The 26,706-nt window shown below is 60.8% G+C and carries 23 protein-coding genes; 12 read left to right on the forward strand and 11 right to left on the reverse strand.

Annotation, left to right across the window (positions count from 1 at the left end; all coding sequences use genetic code 11):
• Nucleotides 1-29 precede the first annotated feature (29 nt).
• The gene (locus R4P70_RS01085; RefSeq protein WP_317830246.1) at nt 30-557 is read left to right on the forward strand and encodes a CinA family protein; all 528 of its coding nucleotides are present in this window, start codon (nt 30-32) and stop codon (nt 555-557) included.
• 8 nt (nt 558-565) lie between these two features.
• On the opposite strand, the gene R4P70_RS01090 is transcribed toward R4P70_RS01085, so the two are convergent.
• Both R4P70_RS01090 and R4P70_RS01095 read right to left on the reverse strand, forming a co-directional pair.
• Nucleotides 566-778, reverse strand: a complete 213-nt coding sequence (locus R4P70_RS01090) for a hypothetical protein (RefSeq protein ID WP_019745952.1) — start codon at nt 776-778, stop codon at nt 566-568.
• Nucleotides 779-851: 73 nt separating this feature from the next.
• Nucleotides 852-1,703, reverse strand: a complete 852-nt coding sequence (locus tag R4P70_RS01095) for a PHP domain-containing protein (protein WP_317830247.1) — start codon at nt 1,701-1,703, stop codon at nt 852-854.
• A gap of 551 nt (nt 1,704-2,254) precedes the next feature.
• Between R4P70_RS01095 and R4P70_RS01100 the strand changes: the two genes are divergently transcribed.
• Both R4P70_RS01100 and R4P70_RS01105 read left to right on the forward strand, forming a co-directional pair.
• On the forward strand, nt 2,255-6,088 hold the full coding sequence (locus R4P70_RS01100; RefSeq protein WP_317830248.1) for a GTPase: 3,834 nt from the start codon (nt 2,255-2,257) through the stop codon (nt 6,086-6,088).
• Nucleotides 6,085-7,692 (forward strand): GTPase domain-containing protein, encoded by a 1,608-nt coding sequence (locus tag R4P70_RS01105; RefSeq protein ID WP_317830249.1) that lies wholly within the window; start codon nt 6,085-6,087, stop codon nt 7,690-7,692. The genes R4P70_RS01100 and R4P70_RS01105 overlap by 4 nt, the downstream gene beginning before the upstream one ends.
• A gap of 65 nt (nt 7,693-7,757) precedes the next feature.
• Here R4P70_RS01105 and R4P70_RS01110 read toward each other — a convergent pair whose 3' ends face one another.
• A complete protein-coding gene (locus tag R4P70_RS01110) occupies nt 7,758-7,994 on the reverse strand; it encodes a hypothetical protein (protein ID WP_020971272.1) in 237 nt (78 codons plus the stop codon).
• Between the two features lie 333 nt (nt 7,995-8,327).
• Nucleotides 8,328-9,053, reverse strand: a complete 726-nt coding sequence (locus R4P70_RS01115; RefSeq protein WP_211918419.1) for a TetR/AcrR family transcriptional regulator — start codon at nt 9,051-9,053, stop codon at nt 8,328-8,330.
• A gap of 97 nt (nt 9,054-9,150) precedes the next feature.
• Between R4P70_RS01115 and R4P70_RS01120 the strand changes: the two genes are divergently transcribed.
• Complete coding sequence (locus R4P70_RS01120) at nt 9,151-9,528, forward strand: VOC family protein (RefSeq protein ID WP_031331446.1); 378 nt, start codon at nt 9,151-9,153, stop codon at nt 9,526-9,528.
• Here the strand turns inward: R4P70_RS01120 and R4P70_RS01125 are convergent.
• Entirely contained in the window at nt 9,516-11,129 is a 1,614-nt protein-coding gene (locus R4P70_RS01125; protein WP_317830251.1) for a helix-turn-helix domain-containing protein, read from the reverse strand. The genes R4P70_RS01120 and R4P70_RS01125 overlap by 13 nt on opposite strands.
• Nucleotides 11,130-11,232: 103 nt before the next feature.
• Here R4P70_RS01125 and fepB point away from each other — a divergent pair, with 103 nt between their 5' ends.
• The 5 genes from fepB to R4P70_RS01150 are packed head-to-tail and all read left to right on the forward strand — an operon-like array spanning nt 11,233 to nt 16,061.
• Entirely contained in the window at nt 11,233-12,246 is a 1,014-nt protein-coding gene (fepB, locus tag R4P70_RS01130) for a Fe2+-enterobactin ABC transporter substrate-binding protein (protein ID WP_317830252.1), read from the forward strand.
• A gap of 4 nt (nt 12,247-12,250) precedes the next feature.
• Nucleotides 12,251-13,297 (forward strand): FecCD family ABC transporter permease, encoded by a 1,047-nt coding sequence (locus R4P70_RS01135; RefSeq protein ID WP_269586542.1) that lies wholly within the window; start codon nt 12,251-12,253, stop codon nt 13,295-13,297.
• 2 nt (nt 13,298-13,299) lie between these two features.
• A complete protein-coding gene (locus R4P70_RS01140; RefSeq protein WP_230091031.1) occupies nt 13,300-14,349 on the forward strand; it encodes a FecCD family ABC transporter permease in 1,050 nt (349 codons plus the stop codon).
• A gap of 23 nt (nt 14,350-14,372) precedes the next feature.
• On the forward strand, nt 14,373-15,197 hold the full coding sequence (locus R4P70_RS01145) for an ABC transporter ATP-binding protein (RefSeq protein ID WP_317830254.1): 825 nt from the start codon (nt 14,373-14,375) through the stop codon (nt 15,195-15,197).
• Nucleotides 15,198-15,218: 21 nt separating this feature from the next.
• A complete protein-coding gene (locus R4P70_RS01150) occupies nt 15,219-16,061 on the forward strand; it encodes a siderophore-interacting protein (protein ID WP_317830255.1) in 843 nt (280 codons plus the stop codon).
• Between the two features lie 17 nt (nt 16,062-16,078).
• On the opposite strand, the gene R4P70_RS01155 is transcribed toward R4P70_RS01150, so the two are convergent.
• A complete protein-coding gene (locus tag R4P70_RS01155; RefSeq protein ID WP_092765722.1) occupies nt 16,079-17,428 on the reverse strand; it encodes a lipase family protein in 1,350 nt (449 codons plus the stop codon).
• Between the two features lie 293 nt (nt 17,429-17,721).
• Between R4P70_RS01155 and R4P70_RS01160 the strand changes: the two genes are divergently transcribed.
• Nucleotides 17,722-18,363, forward strand: coding sequence for a TetR/AcrR family transcriptional regulator (locus R4P70_RS01160; RefSeq protein WP_021333298.1), 642 nt, complete (start codon nt 17,722-17,724; stop codon nt 18,361-18,363).
• A gap of 82 nt (nt 18,364-18,445) precedes the next feature.
• Here R4P70_RS01160 and R4P70_RS01165 read toward each other — a convergent pair whose 3' ends face one another.
• Both R4P70_RS01165 and R4P70_RS01170 read right to left on the reverse strand, forming a co-directional pair.
• Nucleotides 18,446-19,183, reverse strand: a complete 738-nt coding sequence (locus R4P70_RS01165) for an SDR family oxidoreductase (RefSeq protein ID WP_172933147.1) — start codon at nt 19,181-19,183, stop codon at nt 18,446-18,448.
• Entirely contained in the window at nt 19,180-20,655 is a 1,476-nt protein-coding gene (locus R4P70_RS01170; protein WP_172933148.1) for an aldehyde dehydrogenase family protein, read from the reverse strand. Before R4P70_RS01170 ends, R4P70_RS01165 begins: the two co-directional genes overlap by 4 nt.
• A gap of 162 nt (nt 20,656-20,817) precedes the next feature.
• On the opposite strand from R4P70_RS01170, the gene R4P70_RS01175 reads away from it, so the two are divergent.
• Complete coding sequence (locus tag R4P70_RS01175; protein ID WP_133727338.1) at nt 20,818-21,477, forward strand: TetR/AcrR family transcriptional regulator; 660 nt, start codon at nt 20,818-20,820, stop codon at nt 21,475-21,477.
• Between the two features lie 123 nt (nt 21,478-21,600).
• On the forward strand, nt 21,601-23,283 hold the full coding sequence (locus R4P70_RS01180) for a hypothetical protein (RefSeq protein WP_172933149.1): 1,683 nt from the start codon (nt 21,601-21,603) through the stop codon (nt 23,281-23,283).
• A 48-nt stretch (nt 23,284-23,331) separates the two neighbouring features.
• Here the strand turns inward: R4P70_RS01180 and R4P70_RS01185 are convergent, their stop codons facing one another.
• Genes R4P70_RS01185 through R4P70_RS01195 form a run of 3 tightly spaced genes read right to left on the reverse strand, consistent with a single transcriptional unit; the run spans nt 23,332 to nt 26,571 of the window.
• Nucleotides 23,332-24,501: a winged helix DNA-binding domain-containing protein gene (locus R4P70_RS01185; RefSeq protein WP_317830256.1), complete on the reverse strand. Its 1,170-nt coding sequence runs from the start codon at nt 24,499-24,501 to the stop codon at nt 23,332-23,334.
• Nucleotides 24,501-25,142: a histidine phosphatase family protein gene (locus tag R4P70_RS01190; RefSeq protein WP_172933151.1), complete on the reverse strand. Its 642-nt coding sequence runs from the start codon at nt 25,140-25,142 to the stop codon at nt 24,501-24,503. The genes R4P70_RS01185 and R4P70_RS01190 overlap by 1 nt, the downstream gene beginning before the upstream one ends.
• 13 nt (nt 25,143-25,155) lie before the next feature.
• Nucleotides 25,156-26,571, reverse strand: coding sequence for an FAD-binding oxidoreductase (locus R4P70_RS01195; RefSeq protein ID WP_172933152.1), 1,416 nt, complete (start codon nt 26,569-26,571; stop codon nt 25,156-25,158).
• Nucleotides 26,572-26,706: the final 135 nt, after the last annotated feature.

Below are 26,706 nucleotides of genomic sequence, written 5' to 3' on the forward strand. Positions count from 1 at the left end.
CACCGATCGGACAGCAGGAGGAGCAACATATGAATGGCGATCCACGACCCGAGCTTCCGTCGGACAAGGATCTCGACGATATGTGCAGGCAGTTGGCCGCAGTAGTAGAGGAACACGGTCTGTCGGTGGCGACGGCGGAATCGTTGACCGCCGGGAACATCGCCGCACATCTAGGAAAGGCGCCGAACGCCGGTTCCTGGTTTTGTGGCGGGATCGTCGCATATACCCGAGCGGTCAAGCATTCCGTTCTTCATGTTCCTGACGGCCCAGTCGTCTGCGAGGACGCTGCTCGGGTCATGGCACACAGCACTGCCACACTGTTCGGCGCGACGTTGGCACTGGCCGTCACCGGCGAAGCCGGTCCGGATACCCAGGAGAACGTCCCACCGGGAACTGTGTGGTTCGGAGTCGTCGACCACGGGACCGCTGAAACAGAGAAGCAGGTTTTCTCAGGTGACCCCGAAGCCGTCCTGGGGGCGACCGTCGAGCATGCGATCGGTCTACTTTTGCGTCACGCGTCCGGTCGTCGCACACCAAGTTCGACAGGCGTGGTGTAGTCGAGAATTCAACTGTTCGAACGATTCTTGTGATGTCCCTTGTGTTTCGCAGGAGCCTGAGCAGTAGGAATCAGACGGCCGTCGGCCGTGTATTTCTCGACTACAAGGTGCTTGCTGACGCCTCGATTGGCATCCACGGCGCACGCGATTGCTTCCTTGTCGGAGTCGAAAGGTTCCTCGGTCGAGGAGCCGTCGGGCATCGTGATCTTGTACCGATCCATACATCGACTATTGCGGGTAGATCCGCCTCCGACAACCTTTGCTCACGGAAATGTCGGCCAGGAGAACAGAAGGTCAGCGGGTCCAATAGTCTTCGGGCCTTCGACCTGAACGGAATCCGTAGTGTTCGAGCATCGCTGTCGATTCCGGGAAGTTCGCCGCCAGAGCTTCGGGCACATGGGCATCGCTTCCGAATGTCACCGCTTTGCCTCCCTCTTCGCTCCACCACTGGGGTATCCAGGACCACAGCCGTCGGGTGTTCATCTCGAGCGCCCGACCGCTTTCGGCGATGGCGCGCATCCCATTTCGGAATCCGTCCTCGAATCGGCGGGGATCGAAAGGTCCGGCGATTTCGGTCGGCCATGCACGCACTGCGTAGTCGATATGGGTGAACACCTCGAAGGTCTGAGAGCCAGCCACCATACGCGGGATCTCTTCGAGGTAAGCCCCCATCACTTCGTCGGCGCCCCACTTTCGAAACAGGGTGTTCGGTTCACTCCGATCGTCGCCGACTTCGAGCGTGTGCAAGGACCCCAATACCCGGTCGATCACACCGAGATCAAGGAGGTGCGACGCCTGCGCTTCGTGCAGGTGCGGTTGTCCGAACTCGACTCCGGTGAGAATCCGCAATTCAGGAAAACGGTGTCGACATCGTTCGATGCTGTCGAGATAGCCGTCGAGGTCGAGGATGGGTGCGCGGACGTAGCCGTCGGTGCTCAGCAGGTGATGTTGATGGGGCATCAGATCTGCGGCGGTTGTGCGCCACCGAGCATCGAAGTCGAGATGCTCGGTGAACACCAACGCGGGCAATCCGATTGCTTCGGCACGTGCGCAAGTCTGTTGCATTCGCCCGGAAGCGTCGGACTGTGGCCCGCCGGTATCCCACGACCACTCGCTGTGAACATGACTGTCCGCGGGTAGTTGCATGTTCAGTTCGTACCAGCTCGGGAGATATCAGTTCAAACCTTTTTGGTTTGGCCGAGGAATCGAACTCCTCGCGGCAACGTGGGCAGGGAGTTGAGGCCTACCCAGAAGGGCTTGTTGCTACCTTCGTGCGCCGTCGACACGGCACGCTCGTCGACATGTCTCGCTAGTTGACTCGAGAGGTTGTTTCGCGAGTTTGTTGCAGGGGGAACAGGTATGGCCGTAGAAAACCTAGGGTTCGTCGGGACGGATCGCGCGTTCCATTTGGACTTCAGAGAGTGCAAACCGAGAAGGACGGAATCCTGTCGGTGGGGTCATCTAGGATGCAATCCAAATACCGATGCTCATGTCGGGAGACGGAATATCGATTCGGGTGGCAGTCGGAATTAGGAATGCATCGTTTGTTGGCGGTTGGTTAGTCATAGTGATTGTCCGTCAGTGCAGAACTTCGGTTCCCGCATTGCGTCAGCTATTCGAACCGAATCCAAGCGAACTGCAATGCGGAGTTCCGGATGCCTTTCCGATAGGAAGAACAACCCGCGAAAGGGTCAGGAATGGTCGATGCTGGAGTGGCGCTGCAACACGCAGTGGAACGAGCCGTCGGTAGTGGCAATCGAGAATTGGAAGAACTCGACGCCTTGATCAGCTCTCTGGTCGAACAGTTTGCACTGCCTGCCGGAGCACATTCCGCGGCCACATCGGGAGCAGTTCTCAGCCCTGAGCTTGCCGAAATCGCAGACGGGTTCGAGCGCAGCCTTCGCACTCACTTAGCTGACCAGCGCCGTGTGTTATCGACATTCAACATTGCATTTTTCGGCAGAACCGGAGCTGGAAAGAGCACGTTGCTCTCAGCGTTCGGTGGGCTCGATGGTGGCTATGTCTCACCTGGTGAAAGCGATTGGACCACCGACGTCACAGAGATCGCATGGAATAGCTGCCGGTTATGGGATACGCCCGGGATAAATGGATGGGGGCGCACTCAGTCGAGGGTTGATCTCGAGGAAACCGCAAGGCGAGCCGTCGAGATTGCAGACGTGGTTCTCTTGTGCTTCGACAGCCAGAGTCAGCAAGATTCTGAGTTCACGAAAGTCGCTCAGTGGGTGCGTGCGTACGGAAAGCCAGCCGTGGCGGTATTGAACGTTCGCAACCTCCGCTGGCGACACCCCGCCAAGGTAGCGAGCCAATCTGCGCGCCAATCGCTGTCTCGCGCAGTTCGAGAGCATGTCGATTCGATCGCAACAGAGTTGGCCAAGATTGATCTTCCATTCGCCCCGATCGTTGCAGTTCAAAGCCGCCGGGCATTGTTCGGTCGCGCGAGTACTCCGTTCAAAGGCCCTGCGGGACGGAATTTTCTGTCGGATCGTGAGCAATTTGGCGTGGAATACCTCACCCACTGGTCGAACTTCGGGGTGCTGGAAGAACTACTCGCTGCGTCGATAGTCGAGGGTGGTGCCGAGCTACGGCAAACCTCGCTGCGCGAGGGCTTCCGTGGTGTGCTTGACCTGACGGCCGACAGGCTCGAGCGAATGATTGCGGGCATAGAACCAAGAGTTGCTGCCGCGGAGCGCCAGATCGACCAACTCCTGGACGTCTTGGGGTATATAGACGGCGATGAGCGAGCAAAGTATCTCGGCCGTGATGATGGTCTGGATCTCCTGTCCGCTTTGGAAGACACGCGTGGACAGACGTTCACAGCAACTCCCGAAGGCGCGCTCGATCGACATATGAGCCACCTGATCAAATCGCACCTGTCGGGACTTCGTGAAGCTTCTATCGCGAAATCAGACGAACTGGCAGCCACTGTTTTCGAGAGTGGCAACTCAATCGACGACGAATTGTTCAGTAATACAGTTTTCGCGATGAACGACATCCAAGCGGCAGTTGTGACGGTTTGGAACTCGAAGGCAGCATTCCTGATGAGGGAACTGAAGCTGGCGAGCATCGACGAGGCGCCCGACATCACCGAATCGTCGACCGATTCGGCGACCTTGGATGGCCATGCAGGTCGGATGAAGTCGAACCTGGCCAGGTCCATGAAGATCGCCGGGATGGCCGCCGGTGGTGCGGCGGGTGCCATCTTCGTTCCAGCCGTCGCGAACGTCTGGAATCCTGTTGGTTGGGCGGGGGCGGCCGTTGCAGTCGGGTTGGGTGGCGCATCCCAAGCCGGTCGCTACATCGGCGAACGGGTCGCCGCAAGCACTGAAAAGCAGGGCGCTCTGGCAAGATTCGATTTCGGGCGGCAATCCAGATCTGCAGTTCATCGGACTTACGATCGGATCGCGCAGGAACTGCGCGAGCATGGACGAGATCTGTCTTGGCAAGTGGCAGAGCCCGTTCTGTCAGAACTGCTGGGCGAAGCACTTGCGTTGCGAAAGGATCGGAAGGACGCAGCTCATCTGGCAGCTCGCCTCCGTCAGGCATCGGAGTCGCTTCCGCTGGCGATAGATGCAAAATCGGTTTTGGAACGTGCGCAAGCACGCGTCCTGGCCGACCATTCGGCGCTGCCGCCGGGCGAGGGTGGGGCTTCCGGAGCAGATGCGAGGGGCTCCGTATCCGGACGTAAAGTCTGGTTGGGTGAAGATTGGTTCGAGTCCGGATCCCTGGACAAGAATGCGGTTGAGACGGAACGACTTCCGGTCTTCGTAGAACGGGACAACGTGGATCTGTCGAACCTGAAGCAGGCACTTTTGAAAGCATGGGACCTACCCTCTGATTCGTCTGTCGCCGAACTGATCCGAGAGATCGAGGACGCGACCGTCCTTGATGCGCAGATGCCGGGTGCTTCGCACAGCCAGGTAGCAATCAAGCCGGCCATCGTCGTGCTGGGTGACTACAGTTCGGGGAAGTCCAGTCTGATCAAACGTTTGTTGGTGGAGATGAGCGGTCAGGTTCCTGCGAACCTCCGTGTACGGGGTGGTGCGGCGACAAGTGCGGTTGAGCGTTACGACCTCGGACATATCCAGTTGCTCGATACGCCAGGGTTTCAGAGTGGCAATCGCGAACACGACGCCTTGGCGTTGAAATCTGCCGGCGAGGCTGCGCTTGTACTCGTCGTATTGCACGTCAACTTGCTCATCGGCGACATGACCCTTCTCCAAGGGATTGTCGAAGGGACACACGAGACTGTTGCCAAAGGTACTCGAACGATCTACCTGATCAATCGATCTGATGAGTTGGGCGTCGATCCCACCGCCGCACCGGAGGACTTCCTTCTGCTGAAGGATCGCAAGAAGGCGGAACTCATTGCGGCGTTGGGTTCATGTGGGATCGAGGTGAACGCGAACCAGGTTCACGTTCTCTCCGGTGATCCGTTCGGAGAGATCGGCGCACGGACGGACGTGAGCCGCGAAGATTACGCGCAGCACCGCGACTGGGACGGTGTCGAACCACTCGTAAGGATGCTCGACTCTTACTCGAGAAAATCGGGGAGTGCCGGTGTGAGCGGAGCACAGCTCGATACAGCGTTGAATATGATGCTGCAGGGGCGCAATCGAATTGAGCAGAAGGTTGCAGAGGTGCGGGGTGAAGAGACGGCCCGAACCTCGCTGGAACAGTCAATTCGAAACTGCGAGCAGGATTCTGAGCTACTGGAGAAGTCGCTTCGGCAGGATGCGCATCGAGTCGTCGAGCCCTATGCGAATCGGTACACGGTTTATGCGGTTGAACAGGATCGTGGGGGTGTCGAGGACATTCCTGCCGCATTGAACGCGTTGTGGGCGAACAGCGACCTCGACTCTGATATCGATCAGTTCATGATCAAAGCTCAACAAGAAATCGAGACTTGGTTCCGTACGCACGCGTCGACAATCGGGCGTGAAATGGATGCGCTTGCCTTTACGACGGTGAGGCACCGAGCCGAGGATCCCGAATCAGAATTTATGGTGGTGGATGCGGGGAACATAGCTGCGGGGGCGGCCAAGGGCGGTTCTGCATTTGTGAGAGCGATCGCGAATCGCGACACGATTTACGCCATCGGCAAGGGCATCGGGGTGAAGTTCAAGCCTTGGGGAGCTGTGAAAGCCGCCGGCAGGGTCGCGAAGGTTGCCCCGATCCTGGCCGCAGCCGGAGTGGCTGCCGATGCACACGCGATGGTAAAGGGCGAACTCTCAACGAATGCTCGTGAGGAGCAAAGGCGTGAGGCGGCGGGGGTTATCGACGAGGCCGCAGCCGATCTCGTGCATCAAGTACTGAACGGCGTAGAAGAGGACGGGCCGATACCGCTCATTCGTGCCTCTGCAGCCTCTTTATCCGAATATACGAAGTTGCTCGAGAGTCAGCGACTAGTCGCGGCCGACGAAGAACGCGCGCTGATGGATACGCTCTCGAAGGTCGAACGGTTACTGTCCCAGGCTGAAAATCTGCGTGCATGCGAACGGAGCGGTGAATGAACGACATCGATGTGCTGAAGGTCAACGAATGGCTGGCGAGCCTGCCGGGTGGTTCACTCGCAGAGAACTATGCCGAACAATGGCAGCAATTCGCCTCGATCGATGCGCCTGTGATTACGATTCTCGGATCGTATGACACCGGCAAGAGCTCGCTTCTCCGACGTCTGTTGGTGGATAGTGAAGTGAGGGTGCCAGATTGGCTGACAATCAGCGCTCGGCACGAGACATTCGATGTCAATAGTGTAGAGCTGGCAGGCGTCGTTTTGAGGGACACCCCGGGTCTGGCAATTGGGGCGAAAGATGCGCGGGGCGTGATGAACACGCAGCGTGCAACCGAGGCGATAGACTTAACCGATATTGCAATTATCACCGTCACAACGCAATTGGCAACCGGCGAACATCAGGCTCTTCGTGAGATCGTCGGAAGTGGATGGACCTCCGATAGCCTTTGGTTCTCAATCTCCAGGTTCGACGAAGCAGGGATCGATCCGGATGATGATCTCGCGGGGTACAGGCAACTGGCGTCTCGAAAGACCGTGGAACTATCGGAATCGTTGGAGTTGTCGGCCGCGTATCCCATTTTTGTTGTCGCCCAAGATTTTGCTCAGATGGCGGGATCGACGAGGGACGTCGATGCTGAGGTTTGGGACGACTCACGTCAGTGGGACGGCATGGATGCTCTCTCTGCGGCGATCAAGAGAGTCGCGGCATCTGACTTTGCTGCGCTGAGAGCGTCGACGGAGCGACGGTACTGGCGCCAAACGGTTGTCAGAATTGTCGCTGAGCTGAGAACTCAGCTGGATGCTTGTGCACCGCTTGCTGCTCAGGCCGACGCGACAGCGGGTCGTCGTCGTCAATCACTTGTCGCACTCGAAAGTGCCGACTCCGCAGCCAAAGACGACCTACGCGGTGCGTTGGGTGAAGCTACCCGAAGGGTCGTAGAAAGCGGAGTGCTGGACCAATCGGAAGTGGTTGCGGCCCTAAGGCCCACGCTTGTCGATTGGTTCGGTAAACACCAACGCGAACTGGATCGATTGCGTCAGGACGTCGGGAAATCGGCGGAGCGCCAACGAAATCAGCCGTCTTGGGGGAAGCTTGAAGGGCTCGTGGCGAAGATCGCCGACAACAAGGAGCCCGCTGCTGCGATCCAACTCACCGCTTTTGCCCCCCATGTCAGCATGGTTGGAGCGTTGTTGATCAGACGCTTGCGCGACTTCGAGCGAGTCCAAAAGGGAGCATCTTTCGGGAAAGGCACAAATCGTGGCTCGGCCGGTCGACGCTCTGAGCCGAATGCGTGGTCGTTGAGCGACGGCGCCGATATTGCTGCCTTCCTGTTGCCGATAGTTGTTCAAATCGCCGCTTGGATTGACGAAGTTCGCATGAATCGGGCAGTTGCTTCGCAGGAGCAGAAGTCACGGGACGAGCAGCGGAGTAAGTTGACCGCCGCGGTGAGCGCAATTGCACTCGATTCGTGGAGTGAAGCTATTTCCGAAGTTCGGAACGAAATCGACGATGCCGGTGCGCATGCAGAACTATCTGAAGGGCTTCGTGATTCGATCGCAAAGTTGGAGTCCGCGATATCCGAGGGTGAGGGCTTGTTGTAGGCGAATCCACCTCGAGACGAGCAGCTAGCGGGCGCGGCAATCTCTTCGGCGGGTTCTAGGTCGAGCTACATGTTGGGTAGGACCACGACGAAGAACCAACCGCTCAGGGCAAGACCGATGACGCCGGTGAAGAGGCCGACTATTGCATCCCACGGCAGCTGGCGGGCATTCGAGAGCAGATGCCCGCCAGACTTCTTCGGGCGACGTCGGAGCGCAAAGATTCCTGTTGTAATCGCGCCCGCACCCAGAAGGATGCCGAAGCCGAAAGCCCAGAACAGGAGTACTGACAGCGCGCCGAGCATCTCCGACCTCTCACTCCAGCGTGCGACGCGCTGTGTTTCGGTCGGGGGAGGCCATTTGTGAGAAGGCGACAGAGCTGCACCGAAACGGCGGGTGTGATGACGAATTGACTGGTCGCTGAGAAACATTGTCCACCACGCCTGGAGTTGAGTCGATGTGCCGCCGGTATCTACTCGTCTACCCCTTCTCCGTGGATATATGCCGCTGAAGTCGGGGCTAGCTGGTTGCGTCGCGCAGCGGAATCTCGATCAGAAGCTCACTGGAACCCCGTACCTCTCGGTCGATTGATTCTCATAGGCGTGCAACAGCTCTCGCGGTTTCGAATTGCAGGAATGTCATTCGATGTGAACAAGACCTTCCAGGGCGTCGAGGACCCGGTCCAGCCCGAATTTCCACGCTGCCTCGGGGCTGTACGGGGTGTTCTTGGCTTCGCCGGCCGCTCCTCCGACTCGCTGCGCCAGCGGGAAGTTGTCGCCGAGATAGGCAGCCAGACGCTGGTTCCAGGACGACCACACCTCGGCCATGTCGGCCGCTCGGGGGTCGGGGCGCCGTGCTTGCGCCGAGGACCGGGCGAAGTCGGCGACAAACGTCAGCGCGGAATCCCGCTCGATGTCGCTCAGCCCGGTGCCGTCGAACGCGTGTAGTTCGTGGTCGTACTTCGCGATAGTTCCCGGACCCAACGCGGAGCGCTGATCGGTGATGTCCAGGAGCCACCAGTGCTCCGAGTAGAGGGCAAGTTCCTCCTCGGCTACCCGGCGCACGCGCTTGCGCCACGTCATGTTCCCGTACGACAGGCGCGGACTGTTGCTGCGCACGGTGTCGACCATGAGCACCAGGAGATCGTCACGGGACCCGACGTGGGTGTACACCGCCATGCCGGAGATTCCGAGTTCGGCGGCCAATCGGCGCACCGTTACCGCGTCCAGCCCTTCCGTGTCCGCGAGGGCGAGAGCGACGTCGACCGCCTGTGAGGTGGTGACCTTCGCGCGAGGGCCGCGGGCCCCGCCCTTCGGTGCGAGGGGGTGATCGCGCCACAGTAGGTCGATCAGTTCGCGTGCCATCTGCCGTCTCCAGAAATCGGGAATACCTCAACAGTGGTATACCTTATACGGTGCATACTGTATGCACTGCACAAGGTTTATGATCATGGAGGCCACGATGAAAATCACCAGCACTGCTCTGTCCTTGAACGTTGCCGACACGGACGCGTCGGCCCACTTCGCGAAAACCCATTTCGGCTTCACCGAGGCCATGTCCGACGATGGATTCGTTTCTCTGAATCATCCGGATGCCGGGGTCAACGTGGTCTTCCTGCGCACCGGTCTCGGTACGTTCAAGCCGGACTTCGTCGCAGGTTCGGCCGGGCAAGGCATGCTCATCGCATTCGTGGTCGATGACATCGACGCCGAGTTCGCCCGCATCGCTGCCGAAGGTGCCTCCGTCGTCACAGAGCCGGAGACCGAACCGTGGGGCGAGCGCTACTGCCAGTTCGTCGATCCCAACGGCATTGTGTGGCAGCTCGTTCAGTGGGTGTGAAGAACCCGAGCGCTCGGCTCGGCGGCGCGCGGCACAGAACGTAACCAGAGGGCGCGTTCGACGGACTGAGCTTGGAAGCGCTGCGGTGAGATCCCGTGCGCAGTGCGAAACGCTCGGCTGAATGCGGGCAGGTGCGCGTAACCCAGGTTCCTCGACACAGTGCCGGGTGCAACCCCGAGTTGGAGTTGGGTGCGTGCCTGGGTCATCCGTGAAAGCGATCGCCATTGCGGATACGTAATGCCGGTCTCGATACGGAACTCCCGGCGCAGCCTGGCCGCGTCGGTACCGAACTCTTGCGCCCACTCGTCCAGAGTGCGAGGGTCGGCCGGCCGGGCGGCGATTGTCGCTGCCAGTCGTGTGGCAATCGAATCGGTGGCAGACCCGTTCGAAACCGATTGTGCGAGAGGGCCGGTGGCGATGATGTCGAATGCTGTGGCGCTGTCGTGGCCGCGCGGGCGCAAGGGTGTGTAGGCGGCGACGAAAGTGTGCAGCAATGCCAATTCGTCATCGGGGGAGAACTGCACGGTCTCGAGGGCGTCGGCAGATACGGTCGACCCGTTCGAGGAGCGGAAGCCGAGCGGTAGCAGCAGTGAACCCGTCGGAACCGTGACGGTATTGAGGACGCCTGCAGGCAGAATCATGGCCTCGCCGGTGCGCAGTTCCCAGCTGCGGTCCGCGACGTTCACCCGGGCTTGGCCTCGGTAAACCCACACTGCGACGTGGGCGCCGTTGACGCGCGGCCACGTCGCGTTGGCCGGTATCGGCGGCGCAGTTTCTCCGGGCTGCCTGGGCTCTGCGAGCATGCGGACCAATGCTTGATCGTTGTCGGTGTCCACGCTGCGATCGGTTGGACCGGAGAGGGCCCGTCGACGGTAGTCGCTCGGGCTCTCTCCCATCTGGGCCCGGAACGCGCGGGTGAATCCGCTTCCTGTTTCGAAGCCGACTTCGTTTGCAATCCAGCCGATCTCGCGGTCCTGCTTCAGATACTCCAGCGAGGCGGCGATCCGAGTTCGTAGCCGCCAGCGCGTGAAGGTGAGGCCGGTTTCTTCCACGAAGTACCGCTGGAGCGTTCGAATGCTGATCCCGGCACGCTTCGCGAATTGTCCCTCGGTGTCGTCGGTGCCAGGCGTTCGCAAAAGGGCGTGCGCGATCTCGAACGCTTCCCGTGACTGCGGCAATCGCGGCAGCGAGGTGGCCCCGTCGTCAGCCCGGGCGATCATCTCGAACAAGGACGACGGGTGTGCAGCGTCGCCGCGCAGATAGCCCAGGTTGTGAACGAACTCGTGGATCAGTCTGTCTTCCCATCCGGGCGGAACGCGCAGGCGCGTCACGGTAGCCGGCCCGGCGCTGACGCCGTTCGAAGGCGGAAGCAGGATGGGAAACGCGACGGAATCCGAGTCCGTCTCCATTGCGTATCGCGCACCCGCCGGGATCCACAGCGATTCGCCAGCTGGTATCTCGTGGACCGTCGATCCGACTCTGACGCGTCCGCTGCCTGCAAGAACCCAGAACAACAGCGGCGAGCGGGCGGTGCTGGGCTCGGTGGCGCTCGCACGGACCGGCGCCAAACCGATCGCGTCCGGCTCTGATAGTGGTAACACGTTGGCGCTCCTGGACAACCCTTGCTACTTAAGTATGGCTAACTTTACCTCTGCTGTCTGCGTTCGCAGCGGCGCACTCTCGTACCTTCAGAAAGCCATACTCATGCGCAGATCACTTCGCCCGACGGCGGCAATACTCGCCGCGGTCGTCGCCCTCGCTCTTGCCGGCTGCTCCAGCTCGTCAGATAGCGATACCGGAACCGAGGACACCCAGAAAACCTCAGGTTCTGCCGAGGGATGGCCGCGCACCGTCGATCACGGCGACCGCAGTACCGAGATCACCTCGAAGCCGACCCGAATCGTGTCCACCTCGCCGTCGTTGACCGGCACGCTGCTTGCAATCGGTGCGCCGGTCGTCGCCAGCGCGGCAACAACGCCGTCGGGAATGACCGATGACCAGGGGTTCTTCTCCCAGTGGTCGGAGGTGGCAGCTGATCGTGGAGTCGAGGTTCTCTACCGAAATCTCGAGCTGAACCTCGACGCGATCGAGATGTTCGAACCCGATCTGATCATCGGGTCCGCCAACGGAGGTGACTCGACGCTCGACGCCTACGCGCAGCTGAGCGACATCGCACCCACCGTTCTTCTCGACTACGGCGCCAGCTCCTGGGAGGAGCTCGCAGATCAGCTGGGGACTGTCACCGGACTCGAGAGCGAGGCAGACAAGACCGTCGACGAGTACGACAGCTGGGTGACGACGCAGGCCGGGAAGATCAAACTTCCCGAGCAGCCGGTGACGGCGCTGGTCTACATGGGTGCCGACGGTGTCTGGACGTTCCGAGCCGACAGCCCACAGGGCAATCTGCTGACCTCGCTCGGCTTTACCTATGCCGAGCCCGCTGAGCAGTTTGTCGCCCCGGACAAGCGGGGCGCCTCCGGCGTCGCGATCGTCAGCTCCGAGAACATGTCTGCCGCACTCGACGGCTCGCAGACGCTGTTTGCCGTCTCGATGGGACCCAAGGATGTGGAGAAGCAACTTGCTGCCGATCCGCTTCTCGCGAATCAACCTGCTGTCAAGGGTGATCGGGTCTACGCGATGGGAACGGCGGCTTTCCGCCTCGACTACTTCAGTGCCAAGCAGACAGTCGAGTCGCTGGTGTCCACGTTCGGTGGATGACGGCGTGAGCGCTTCTCCACAGTTCCGGACCGAAGCACCGCTGCGGTCCGGGACAGCCGCGCGTGCGGGGTTGTTGGTCGTGGCCTCCGTGGTCGTGATCGTGCTGGCGTCCGTCGGTGGGCTTGTCCTCGGCTCTCGCAACATCCCCGTCGCCACCGTGCTCGATGCGATCCTTTCCTACGACACCGGCAACAACGAACACCTCGTGGTGATCGGATCACGCTTGCCCCGAACAATTCTCGGCCTGGTGATCGGGGCTGCGCTCGGGCTGGCCGGCGCGCTGATGCAGTCGATCACCCGCAACCCACTGGCCGATCCGGGGCTACTGGGTGTGAACGCCGGAGCATCAGCGGCAGTCGTGATTGCGATTGCCTATCTGGGGGTGACTTCGGTCGGCGGTTATCTGTGGTTCGCGCTCGCCGGCGCGGCCGTTGCCTCGGTGGGTGTGTACATGTTGGGGTCTGCGCATCGCAGCGCCGCGACCCCAGCGCGCATGGCGCTCGCCGGTGCCGCTGTGGCAACGGCGATCACGGCGCTCACCAGCATGGTTCTCATCAGCAATGAGGCTGCCTTCAATCAGTTTCGATTCTGGGCAGTGGGTTCGTTGCAGGGGCGCGGCGGAGACGTGATCGTCACCGTTCTTCCCTTCATCGCGATCGGTATCGTGTTGTCGTTGTTGCTGATTCGTCCACTCAATGCGATTGCTCTTGGTGAGGACGTCGCCAAAGGGCTCGGCGCCCGCACTGGTCCCGCCCGGGCCGGATCCGCTGTAGCAGTCATCCTGCTCGCGGGGGCGGCCACCGCGGCGGCAGGCCCACTCGGATTCGTGGGGCTGGCTGCGCCGCACATCGTGCGCAGCGTCGTCGGACCGGATCTGCGTCTTCTTCTGCCGTGCGTGCTCGTCGTCGCGCCGGCGTTTCTGCTCTTGGCCGACGTGCTCGGTCGCGTTGTCACCGCGCCGGGAGATCTGCAGACGGGGATCGCGGTGGCTGTGCTCGGCGGACCGTTGTTTGTCGCGCTCGTTCGTTCACGGCGGGTGGCGTCACTGTGAACATGATTGCAGCGCAGCCGGTCCCACCGCTCTTTCGCGGTTGGGTGGTTCGAATCGGGTCGTGGTCGTGGCGAATAGTCCCGCGAGCGCTGTTCGTTGCCATATCAATCAGCGCGGCATTGGCGGCGCTCTCGTTTGCCACGCTGATGTACGGAACCTTGGACCTGTCCTTGGGCGAGGTGTGGCGCGCTCTGAACGGCGAAGGCACCCCAGCGGCGGTTCGGTCCGTCCAGAATCGCCGTCTTCCACGGCTGATCACCGCGATCGGGGTGGGTGGAAGCCTCGGTGTGGCCGGCGCGGTTTTCCAGACGCTTTCGCGCAATGTTCTCGGCTCGCCGGACATCATCGGTTTCACCACCGGCGCTGCGACGGCGGCGGTGGTCCAGATCGTGTTCTTCGGCGGCGGGGTACTGCAGACCGCGGGCGCTGCTGTTCTCGGCGGCATGCTGACCGCATTGCTCGTGTACGCGCTGGCACGCAAAGACGGAGTCAGCGGCGGTCTTCGACTCGTCCTGGTCGGCATCGGAGTTGGGGCGATGCTGAGCGCCGTGATGTCGTTCCTGGTGGTACGCGCGGATATCGACGACGCCACCGTGGTGCAGCAGTGGACGGCCGGTTCGCTGACCGGGCGCGGTTGGCCACACGCGATCAGCGTTGCGATCGCCGTCGGTGTTCTCGTTCCTGCTCTCGTCGTGGTGTCCAGGCGCGTCACCATGATGGAAATGGGCGACGACGCAGCGTCTTCGCTCGGAATCTCCGTGGAGCGATACCGATTCGCCGGCATCCTGCTTGCGGTCGCGCTCACCGGAGCAGCAACTGCAGCTACCGGTCCCATCGCCTTTGTGGCGCTCGCAGCTCCCCAGATCGCACGACGGTTGGCTCGGCGCAGCGGTGTTCTTGTCGCGACCTCCTTCCTGCTCGGCGCGGTTCTGTTGGCGGGCGCCGACTTGATTGCCCAAGCGGTCGAGGTCGGTCTCCGAACTCCGGTCGGTCTTGTCACCAGTCTGCTCGGCGGTGCCTATCTGATCTGGCTGCTGGCCCGTCAGGCCTGAAAACCTTGCTACGAAAGAGATTCATGACTACAGCTACTCCGGTATCGCGGCTACAGGCCGAGAAGATCGAGCTCCGGTACGCCGATCGAACCATCGTGGATGAGTTGAGTCTCGAGATCCCCGACGGCGGTTTCACCGTGGTCGTCGGGCCGAACGGGTGCGGCAAGTCGACGTTGTTGCGTGCGCTCGGCAGAATGCTCGCGCCGCGATCGGGTCGGGTTCTGCTCGACGGTAACGACATTCGGTCCTATCGCACCAAGGTAGTGGCTCGGCGCATCGCTCTGCTGCCGCAGTCTCCGCTCTCACCCGGAGCGATCACCGTGGCAGACCTCGTGGCTCGCGGCCGATACCCGTACCAGAGCATGCTGCGCCAATGGTCACCCGAAGACGAGCGTGTTGTCGCCGAAGCGCTCACTGAGGTCGGAATGCGCGATGCAGCAGATCAATTGGTGGACGAACTGAGCGGTGGACAACGGCAGCGGGTATGGATCGCCATGACACTCGCGCAGCGCACCCCGGTGTTGTTGCTCGACGAACCGACCACCTTTCTCGACATCGCCCACCAGATCGAGGTTCTCGACCTGTGTTCCCAACTGCACCAGTCTGGTCGAACGTTGGTCGCGGTCCTGCACGACCTGAACCTCGCGGCTCGATATGCCACGCACGTAGTTGCCATGCGGTCCGGAAAAATCGTCATGCAGGGCAGTGCCTCGGACGTCTTCACCCCTGAGTTGCTGCGTGAAGTGTTCGACCTCGAGGCTCTGGTCCTCGAAGACCCCGAAACCGGACGGCCACTTGTTGTTCCGCGTGATCGAAGACCTGCCAGCCAGCTACCCGTCCACAACTGAACCATCGATCAGGAGATATCAATGACTACCGCATCTCGACCTGAAGAAACTGAAACCTCTGCGTCGGCAAAGGCGCCACGCGGCGAAGATCACGACCGCGGTCTCAACGACGTGGTTGCCGTCGTCGAAAGCGTCGAACGTCCGACCGAGAGCATCTTGCGCATCACCGCCCAGCTGACTTCGTCGGCGGACGACCCGAATTGGTTGCGTCCCAACGTCGCATTCCGCATCCAGTTGGGCCCGCAGTACGACGACGTCTCGCGTGTCTACACGGTGCGCACCTTCGATGCGTCGAGCGGTTCGATGACCTTCGACGTCGTGCTGCACGGTCACACCAGCCCGATGATGCGGTGGGCCGACGACCGTCGTGTGGGTGACACGTTCTCGCTCACCGGCCCTCGCCCGCACTTCCTCGTTCCCGAGATCGCTGGTCGCCGCGTCGCACTGTTTGCCGACGACACTGCGATACCTGCCCTCTATTCGATTCTGCTTCAGTGGCCCGAGGGTGTGACCGGTGTCGGTTGGGTCGCCACCGGTGACGCCGAGGCTTTCGCGGAACTGCCCGTGATCCCCGGCCTCGAATTGCATCATGTCGAGGATCGCCTTGCCGAGTATGCCCTCGAGCTCGAGAACCCAGGAGACTACGCGGTGTGGGGTGCCGGGGAACGGGACGAGATGCGAGCCATTCGAGCGCATTTCCGTAAGACAGTCGGCCTGGCGAAGGACGATGTAGTTGTCTTCGGGTACTGGAAGCGCGGGGTCAGCACTACCGAGATAGATCAGAACAGACTTCGGAACTACACGAGCATCCTCGAAAACGGCGGCACGCTCGCAGACATCGACGATCTCGCCATCGGGATCTGACCCGGCGGTTGGATACTTCAACTCGCCGCGTGTTCTTCCGGCGCCAGTGAATTGCCCGGTGCGATGTTCGAGCAGTTGTTCGGCGCCGGATTCCCGTTGAAACGGTCGTTGAGCCAGGTGATGGCGCCGGGGAGCCAAAGCGCGCCACCGGGAACGTGACTGATGGTGTCGTACTGGTCGTACTGGATCGACAAACCTGCGTCGCAATAACGAGTGGCGAGTGTGCGGACGTCCCCGGCAACCATGACTCCGTCGCCAGGGCCGACGCCGGGTCCACCTGGCTGGGTGCCCTCGAGGGCTCCGTTTGCGGCTTGAGCGATGAACATAGGGATGGTGGGTATCGGCGCGTTGCCCATGTTGATTTTGTTGGCGACGTCGACGTACTCGGGCACCGAGTTGGGGTTCGCATACTCTGGTTTGGCAAGGTCCTGCCAGGTCACCCCCGGGTACTGCAGGATGACGTTCCCGATCGAGGCATCCTCGATGCGAGGTAGGAGTTCGCGTCCGCGATCGCCGAGATACGGATCGAAATCTATGTCGTAGGCACGGGCAAGTCCGACGACTGCCATCCCGACAACGCCTGCCCAGCCGATGCTTCCGTTTGCGTACCGGAGGTTGTTCGCCGGGTTGACCAACAGTCCACCCTGGGCGGCGCCGATCAGGTCCTCGTTGATGTCCGGGGCGTAGTCCGGAGCGAGGATGGACGCCCAGCTGGTGGCGATTGCTCCGCCCGAGTATCCCATCAGGCCGATCTCGGCTGAGTCGGCAATACCTGTCTCGGGAGTGTTACGGGCGGCGCGAAGAGAGTCGAGAGTCATCATTCCGTATTCGGGTCCCGCCGCGAAGTCTGCGTTCGGCCCTTCGGTGTCGGGAATGACGACGGTGTAGCCCAGTGCCAGTAGGGGACCGAACATGGCAGCTTCGCCGGAAGCGAGAGTCCCGCCGAAGGCGACGTTCCGTCCGCTGGCGGTCAGGCTGCCGATCGGGGTGTCCCCCGCAACAGCTCGTGACGGACCGTCTTCCGGGTTCAGCGAATCGTAGGCCGACTGGAACGAGACAACTTTGTCCGGCTGGGCATTGGGTGGTCGAAGAATCGATGTGACATTCGCAGACGGCCGGCCGAGAGCGTCGGTCGACCGGTACAACACCTGCACGGCTTGCAACGGGGTCGGAATGTTGACGACGTGATAGGGCAAGGTCCTCGTTTTGAGAACGGCCCCAGGCTGATACGACGACAGCGGTGCCGAACCGTCGTACTGATAGAAGGAATCCGCCGACGGTTGCGCGGCGACAGTAGGTGCTGTGATGCCTGTGAGTGCAATGGCTGTCAGCGCCACCGCTCCCTGAAAGAGAATCCTCGATGCCACGATCGACCCTTCGGTTTCGTATGTCTCTCGGTACTTGACGGGCTGGTGTGATGACGACCACACGCTATCTTACTTTTGAGTAATAAACGAGAGGCTTGCGCTGGTTGTTTGAATCATGCGCGGACGCAATCAGATTGGGCTTGTTGTTGTGACCATGCTGATTCGGTCCAGGGCGCCATGTGTACGATACGACTAGTAGCTATCGCGACAAGTTGCTGCCTTGGGCTGTGCCGGGTCCTCCGATGCCGGGAAATGCTCTGTGCTGCAAGGTCTTGAAGGACTAAGGAGTGGACATGGGTAAGCGCGCTCCCGACGACGGCGTGTTTCGGGGATCGGGTGATGCCGAGACGGGATTGCTGACTCCTCCGAGCGGTGCACGTAGTGAGGCGGCCCACGAGAAGGCCCTTAGATCAGCAGAAGCTCTTCTGAAATCCGGTGGAATGAAGGCCGCGACCATCGATGCGATCTCCGAACAATCCGGTGTCAGCAAGGTGACTCTGTATCGGCACTGGCCGTCGCGGCAAGCTATCGCTGCTGAAGCATTCGGCGTGCTCATGGCTCGTCATCTGACATTTCCCGAGACCGATAGTGCGCAAGCCGATTTGAACGACTATCTAGGTGACATCGGAAAGTTCTACCGAGGTCCACTCGGGTCGATCTTTGCCGAACTTGTCGGCGCGTGTGCCAACGATCCGACGACGGCGGCATACTTCCGCACTTTCTTCCTCGACGAACGTCGTCGGGGTTTCGCCGCACTGATTCGGCGGTGTGTGGATTCCGGCTACTTTCGCGAAGACATCGACACCGAGGAAGCGATCGATCTGTTCTTCGGGCCGTTGATCTACCGGATGTTGGTCGGGCACGCGGGTATCGATGACAACACTGTGCGCTCGATCATCGATCACGCAGTTCGTGGACTCCGCAGTGGTGCATAAACGGGTTCTCCGTTGAGAATCCGCAGCGAAGGGGAGGGCGAATTGCCCTCCCCGCACTGCGATGTGCCTCAACACTCGGGTGTCAGCTGAGCATCTTCAGTACTAGCTGGTACTCACCGTTGATCTCGGCATTGCGAAGCGGCTTGGCGGCGTCGACCACGATTTCCGTGGCGTCGTCGTGCGCCTTCAGTAGGCCGATGGTCTCGGCAATGTAGTCATCAAGTGGCAGAGCTGATTCCGAGTTCTCCTGACCCATCAGCGTGGTGCGGACTCCTGGTGGGATGAGTTCGATGCACTGGATCGAGGTATCGGCGAGTTGTACGCGCATGCTCTCGGTGAAGAGATGAACCGCCGCCTTTGTCGCGTTGTACGTGGGCGTGACGGGCAGCGGGACGAAGCCGACGGCGGATGAGACGGTGATGATGGTGGCATTGGGCTTCGTCATCAGATGCGGGATGAACTGGCCGGCCAAGCGAATTGTTCCGAGAAGGTTTGTCGTGACGGTTCTCTCGGCGACGTCGAGGAAGTCCGGGTTCTTCAAGTCTTCCGGGTACATGATTCCCGACATCGTCACGAGGACGTTCAGATCGGGAAATGCCTCGGTGACGGATTCATGCGCCGTTCGAATGGATTTCGGGTCGTCCACGTCGATAACGACCGTGCTGATGCCCGGGTACTTGTCCGAGATCTCTTGCAGCAGAGCGGATCGACGCCCTCCGACGATTACCTTGTTCCCCTCGTTCTGCAATCCCACTGCAAGTGCGAGGCCGATACCGGAAGTTCCGCCGGCAATGAAGATGGTATTTCCCGAGATTTTCAATTTGTGCTTCCTTGGTTTGTCGTGGGCGTCGACGTGGCGACAGTGATGGATTTGAGTTGGGTGTATTCGTTGAGCGTCTCGAGGCAGAACTCTCGCCCCAGACCGCTTTCCTTGAATCCCCCGAAGGGGATGCCGCCTCCCAGATTGAAGTACTGATTGATCCAGACGCAGCCCGCATCAAGACGATCCGCGGTTTCCATCGCGTTCTTCAGGTTGGAGGTATAGATCCCAGCAGCGAGACCGTACGGAGTGTCATTGGCTTCTGCGATCACGTGCTCGTAGTTGTTCCATCTGAGGACGCACAGGACAGGTCCGAATATTTCGTCCTGTGCGATTCGCATCGAGTTGGTGACCTCGAGAATCGTCGGCGCGACGAAGTTTCCGGCTTCGAATCCCGGCACTTCTACCAGATCTCCACCTGTAAGTAGTTGTGCGCCTTCGTCGATCCCGGATTTGATCATGGAGATCACACGTTCGGCGTGTTCCTGGTGGATCAATCCGCTCAGTTCGGTGTCCTCGTTCAGTGGCGGCCCGACTCGCAATGATCGGAATCCTGCGACGAGTTTTTCCACGAAGGTGTCATAGATATCCTCGTGGATGAAGAGACGTGTTCCGGCCAAGCAGGATTGGCCGTTGCACATGAGGACACCTGCGGTGGCATCGGCGACCACTGCATCGATGTCCTCGATATCAGGAAACACGATGCTGGGACTCTTGCCGCCGAGTTCGAGTGTGGTCGAGATCAGCCGTGAGGCTGCGGCGTGTGCCACGAGTCGGCCGACTTCGGTGCTTCCGGTGAAAGCGAGTTTGCTGACCTTCGGATGGTCTATCAGGGCTGCGCCGGCTTCCTCGCCAAGGCCAGGGACGACATTGAAAACGCCTGCGGGAAACACGTCGGCGGCGATCCTGGCCAGCTCCATGACGGAAACGCAAGCATTTTCATCAGGTTTGAGGACCACTGTGTTTCCCGCAGCGAGAGCAGGTGCAATCTTGAACGCCGTCATTACCACGGGATCGTTCCAGGGAATGATCTGTCCACATACGCCCAATGGCACTCGCTTCGCGACCAGGTATCCCGATGCCAACTCGCGGCCGAAGCCATGGTGGGCCAGCGAGATTGACGCAAAGTATCGCAGGTGTGAGACGGCGGCTCGATAGTCCTCGCGCATCTCCCTGATATGGCGCCCGGTATCCATACATTCGAGCTGGGCAAGCTCTTCGGCCCGATCCTCCACGAGCGCGGCAAACTGCAAGATTTTGGCGGATCGTTCTTCAGCGGTCAGGTTCGCCCATGCAGGAAATGCCCGCCTGGCGGCTTCGACCGCGTCGTCGATCTCTGTGGGCCCGCACCGAGACAGTGTGGCGAGTAGAGCGCCGGAAGCGGCGTTACGGGCCTCGAATGTGGATGTGCCCATGGCTCGGAACGCTCCGTTGATGAACGCACCGTATTCACGAACTGCTTGACCCTCCATGGAACCTCCTAGATCGGTCAATCACTGACTGACGAAGTGTACTGTACGTTTCGTACACTTGTCGATGGTCGGTTCTCGGACCGGCCTCTCGTTCGCCGCTGGTTTCCGTTGGCTACTCTCGCTTTGATCAACTCGAGAATGCGGCGGTGAGAGGTGGGGGTGGTGACGGCGAGGATCACCGAGGGCGTGTTCTTCACTACGCCGCCGGATCTGCCGCGAGGTCGGCATGAACTGAGCAGGGATGACGTACTGACTGCGCAGCGCGAGCGGCTGATGATCGCCACGACGGAACTGATGGCGGACTCGGGTTATCAGGGCGTCGGTGTGCGTCAGATCGCCAAGCGGGCAAGAATTTCGCCGGCCGCGTTCTATGAATGTTTTCCTGACAAGGATGCGTGCGTCTTTGCTGCGTACGGCAGGTTCATCGAAGTTCTGCTCACTCGTATTCGCGGGATCTTTCCGGTCGGTTCCTTTGCTTGGGACCGCCACGCCATCGCTGATATCGTCGAGGGTTATCTGACTGCGCTGAACGCAGATCCCGTTGTGGCTCGGGCATTTCAAGTAGAGATGGATGCTCTCGGGCGACGCGCGCGCGTGCAACGAAGAGCTGCACTGGTCGGGATGTCCGAAGTGCTGAAAGCGGAGCGTGAGCGAGCGCCGGGCAATCCGCGAGTCCCGCTGAGCGCTTATGTCGGAGCGGTGTATGCCATTCGGCAGCTTGCATCCGATGCGCTCGACGAGCCGGAGAAGGGGTCGATCGTAGCCCTGTCGGCCGAGGCTGGCGTGTGGATCGAGGCCATGCTTTCCGCCGTGTCGAACTGAGCCTGGCTGGCCGAGAAGTGCCTGAAGGGCACGTCCCGAACAAGTTCTGCGTGACTTGCGTCATACGAACCTGTATAAAAGAAACGTCTGTAACTTTTATAGTTCGAACAGAGAGATTCCTTCATGATCCTTCGTCGCGTGATACCCGCAATCGCGGCTTCCGCACTGCTCGCAATCTCGAGCCTCGCTCAAGCGAACGCGGAACCATTCACTGGTTCAACCGGTTCCGTGGGCTCTCTCGGCTCGACGGGTCCTGTTGCGGGATGTCCCGAGTCGATCGATCCGGCATCATTCGCCACGGCTGACGATCTGCGTGACCTCAATGCAAAGATTGCAGGCTTCGGCCTCCGATCGACGGCAAGCGCTGAGCACGAGAGCATGATCGACTGGGTCGAAGACAGCATGCGTGCACTACCTGGCGTCGCGATTGATTCGGACGACTATCAGATCAAGCGCTGGCAGCCGTCACCGTTGGCGTCAGATGGTCCTGGCCGCGACCTGGTGGCTGCCGGCAAGCTGGCTGTATTACAGCCGGATGCTGCACCGGAAGTACTACGGACAGCAGGCGCGGTCCCGTACTCACTGCCCACGGGCGAGGAAGGCCGGACGGCTCCACTGGTCTATCTTCCACCTGGAACCGCGATCACGCCGGAGAACTCGAAGGGTCGCATCGTGATTCGCGATGTCCAGAGCCCAGCAGTGCCGTATGCGACTTTTGCTGCTTTCTCGCATTACATGACTCCCGACTTCCCGCTGGCGGGTAACTACGAACGGCCGTTCACTGCGGCGCTCGAAACGGATCCATTGGCAGCAGGACTCGCGGGTGCGGCCGGGCTCATTCTCGCGTGGAACGTTCCTGCAGAACAGATTCAAGGCTACTTCGATCCTCACACCGGCACACACTTCACCGTGCCCGCGGTATGGGCAGGCGTCGACGAAGCTGTCCGACTCAAGCAGTTGGCGGAATCCGGAACCGAGGCGAAGATCTCTGTTCTCGCGGACGTCGACACGGCTCCCACTCGAAATCTGATCGCCACGATTCCCGGGCAGAGCCAGGAAAGAATTGTGATCAACACCCACACCGACGGCGCAACCTGGGTGCAGGAGAACGGCAGTGCTGCGGTTCTGGCACTCGCACAGTATCTTTCGCGTCTGCCACTCGAATGCCGTCCACGTACCTACGAGTTCGTCTTTGCCAGTGCACATCTGCATATGTCTCGAGAGGGAACAGATCGGTACGCGACGGAGCTGGACAAGGAATACGACAGCGGATCCGTCGCCTTCGACTTCTCTGTCGAGCACATGGGTACGCGGGAGATTCTGCCTGTCGATCGCACAGATGGACCCGGCCAGAGGCTTGAATTCACCGGGGTCGGTGAGCCGTACTCGTGGTTCGCCGGAAGTGAAAGTTCGTCACTGGTCGCCGCATTGGTGGCAGCGGTCAAGTCTCATCCGCTCGACCGGACGGCAGTTCTGCGGGGCTTCGACCGGCCGCAGCCTGCCCGAGTTCCCGTGTTCTGCAGCTTCGGAGGCCTCGGCACGAGCTTCCATAATCGCCTGATTCCGACCATCGGAGGAATCTCCGGTCCCTGGTCGCTGTGGGCTCCGTCGTTCGGCGCCGACGCGATCGACTTCGAACGTATGCATCAGCAGACGCTGGTCATGGGTGACACCCTGCTCGCGCTCGACAGCACTCCCCGTGAGGAACTCGCGGGTGGCTATCCGGCGGAGCGAGCAGCGCGTGCGGCCGGTGCGCAGACATGCACTCACTTGCTGCCTCCGGAAGATGCACCCATTCCGCAGTGATAACGATGGGAGCGGCTGAGCGATAGTGGTTGTCGCTCAGCCGATTTCCTAGACGACCGGCAGATTTTTCATGGCCTGTGAGACATAACCGGTGCCGATCTTGACGCCACCCAGCCACTCGGTCAGACGAACTGCCTCGGCGTCGAGCGACCGTTGCGCATCGGCGGACACGGATTCGAGTACTCGAACGTGGACCACTCCGGCGGCGTCTTGGATCCAGCAGCCCACGACACGACCGTCGACCCAAGCTGTGGTGCCGGCATTACCGCGGGTGTCGAAGAGTTGGTTGCGGTGCGGGCCGAGATAGAAGTCACGGTTCTTCCACCCCATGATCGTCGGGTCGAGCACCGGTAGGAGTGCCGCCCAAGGACCTGGATCACACACCGTGGCGACGTCATCCGGTAGTAACCAGCCGGTGTCGCCACCGTCGAGTGAGACTGCAACGGCTTCGAGTTCGGCGAGGGCTGCCCGGACGACCGTCTTGGTCGAGCCCAGCCACCAGACGATGTCGTCTTCCGTCCCCGGTCCGAAGGAGTGGAGCCAGCGTCGGACTATTTCTCGGTATCCGTCTGCAGATTCGAGATCGATGGGGGCGTCGTCGAGCCAGTGTCGAGTGAGAGTCCACAGTGGGCGTGAGACGGGGAATCGGGCGGTGTTGGCGCCGCGCATGATGTCTGCGGTCGCCCCGAGGTGCGTGAGAACCCTGGGTGCCGACCAGATTTCGCCTGCCGAACCCTCGACCTTGACGTCGATCATCGGTACTGCCTGACGGACCTCGAGTGCAGAAAGGCCTTCAGGGGCATCGGTGAGCAGTGTCAGAACCTCCGCCCGCGCGCGATCGAGCCAGTCGTTGCCGTCGACGGCGATTCCGGCCTTGACGACATCCTTGGCCATTCGTGCGCGCTCGGTGTTCGCGACGCGGGCGGACGCACTCGACCACGCGGCCGGCAGCAAGTCTCGGGGAAAGGTGAAGAGCGTGCGGCGCATTGCCAATTGCTTCACGAGACTGCGTTGGTCGTACAACGCGTTGTCGACGTCGGCGGCGTCCAATGACCGAACCCTCGCCCAGCAAGACAGATAGACAGTCGCTGATTCGGTGGCGTGCAGTACCGTCATCGCCCGCGTTGCAGCTTCCGGAGAATCGACGCGGAACGAAGGCGCCAGCGCATGACGTACTCCTATGCGTGCACGGCGTTCGTCGTCGGAAACATGGCGCATCAGGCCATCGTGCCACAGGCCAAGTGCGTCGTATCGGCTAGTTGCGCGAGAGTTCGATTGCGCCAGTAGTCGTCGTGTTGGAGATGTGTGATGGCCCCGGGCGTGGTCGCGAAGGTCGCAAACCCTGTGGCTTCGACGGGGATCTGCAGCCAAGCGGAGACGACGAATGTGTGTGCGAATCCGTGTGTTACGACGATGTGATCGTGATCGAGTTCGGTCATCAGTTCGCGAATGCACTCGCCGACCCTTGATGCGATGTCGCGGCGGGTTTCGGCACCGGCAACGGGGCCACGGTGATCGAGGCGGTTGTTGTCAGGAGCCGGAACCTGCCGCTGGGTCAGCCACGAGTTCGGGCGCCCTTCGGCTTCTCCGAAGCTGATTTCGCGCAATCGAGAGTCTGTTGTCGCCGGAACATCGAGCGTCCGGGCGATGATCGCGGATGTCTCGGCGCACCGTTCGAGGTCGGAAGAGGTGATGCGGATCGGGCGCGAAGTTCCTGTGCGTCGACGTTTCAACTCTTCGGCGATCAACTCTGCATCGCGCCTGCCGGCGGGCGTGAGAACCGAATTGTGCCAACCTCCGACGATGTCCTGTGCTGTGTGTTCGGCATGAGGATGAGTGACGACGTAAAGATCCTGCACGAGACCCCTTTCGTTACCCGACCGTTTCGGGCAACAGTATTCCAGGATTGAGGATTCCACGCGGATCCCAGGACGATTTGATCAGCTTCATGGCGGCGATGTCGGTTTCCGTGCGCCCCAGCGCTATCCACGGTGACTTCGCGCGACCGATCCCGTGCTCGGCGCTGATACTTCCGTGATGGGCGGAGACGAGTTCGAAGACCGTATCGGTCAGTTCGTGGGCGATGCTCGGTTCGGCGTCAAGAAGATTCACATGGATATTCCCGTCGGCGAAGTGTCCGAACAACATTGGACGCACATGGACGAATCGTTCGGTGAGTACTTCGCGGAGGCTCTCGATGAACATGCCCATCACGGACAAGGGGACGGAGATGTCGAGTTTGACCACCGGAGTCGTCGATGAAGCGCTGATGCTTTCGGTATGGCTTTCTCGCAGAGTCCACAGTTTTCGAGCGGGGCCAGGCTCGACTGTCGCGTCCTCGATGAGATCGGCAGAGGCGGAGAGAACTTCGAGGAGTGACTCTTCCGTCTCGCGCGGCGATGACACCTCGATCAGGGTGTACATCGGTGACGGTGTGCCGAACGGGCGACGGGCATCGGTGTGTGCGCAGACGAGGGAGATGCCGTCATCGGTCATGATTTCGGCGGCTTCGACGGTCAACCCGCTCTGGCGCACTCGATTACACAGCTGCAGCGCTTGATCGACGTCGCGCACACCCGCGAGCACGACCTGGGTGTCGGTCGCCGGGGTGACCAACTTCATCAGGACCTTGGTGACAATCGCGAGCGTTCCCTCACTGCCCGCAAGAAGCCCTGGGATGTCGTATCCGACATTGTCTTTGACGAGTGGAGTCCATCTACTCAGTACGGAACCATCGGCAAGTACTGCCTCGATCCCGAGTATCTGTGCCCGTGTATTTCCGTATCGGACCATGCGGGTACCACCGGCGTTGGTTGCGACGATGCCGCCGAGGGTCGCGGATTCCTTTGATGCCAAATCGATTCCGAATCGGAGGCCATGTGCGGAGGCCGCCAGGTCGGCGCGAGCGACGGTCACGCCCGCACCGGCCGCGATTGTCCGGCCGATGGGGTCGACGGTCTCGATCGAATCCAAACGCCTGGTGCTCAGCACCACTGATCCAGCCGATGGTATTCCGCCACCGACAAGTCCGGTATTTCCACCTTGTGGGGTGATGGGAATCCCGGCCTCGAAGCAGGTCGTGACGACGGCGGACACTTCGGCGGTGTCGGCCGGACGGACCACAGCTATTGCGTCACCGATCCAACGTCCCGTCCAGTCCCGTGTGTAACCCTCGATCAGCTCTGGATCGGTGAGAACATGCGCTTCGCCGACGATCTCTGCGAGCGCGTCGAAGAACCTCGCGTCCGTTGCAGATTCGCGTGCTTCGACGAGTGTTCGGGAGCTCATGTTCAACCTTGTGATCGTTCGGGGGACAGTTTTCGGGAGACGAGCGGTAGAGCAATCTGCACTCGATCCTCCGACCTCAGGTGATGCGCTGTCCAAGACCAAGTAGTGACACCACCATCTGTTCTTCTTATAATC

It is taken from the genome of Rhodococcus sp. IEGM 1241 (genome assembly GCF_033142365.1).
Classification (GTDB): Bacteria; Actinomycetota; Actinomycetes; order Mycobacteriales; family Mycobacteriaceae; genus Rhodococcus_F; species Rhodococcus_F erythropolis.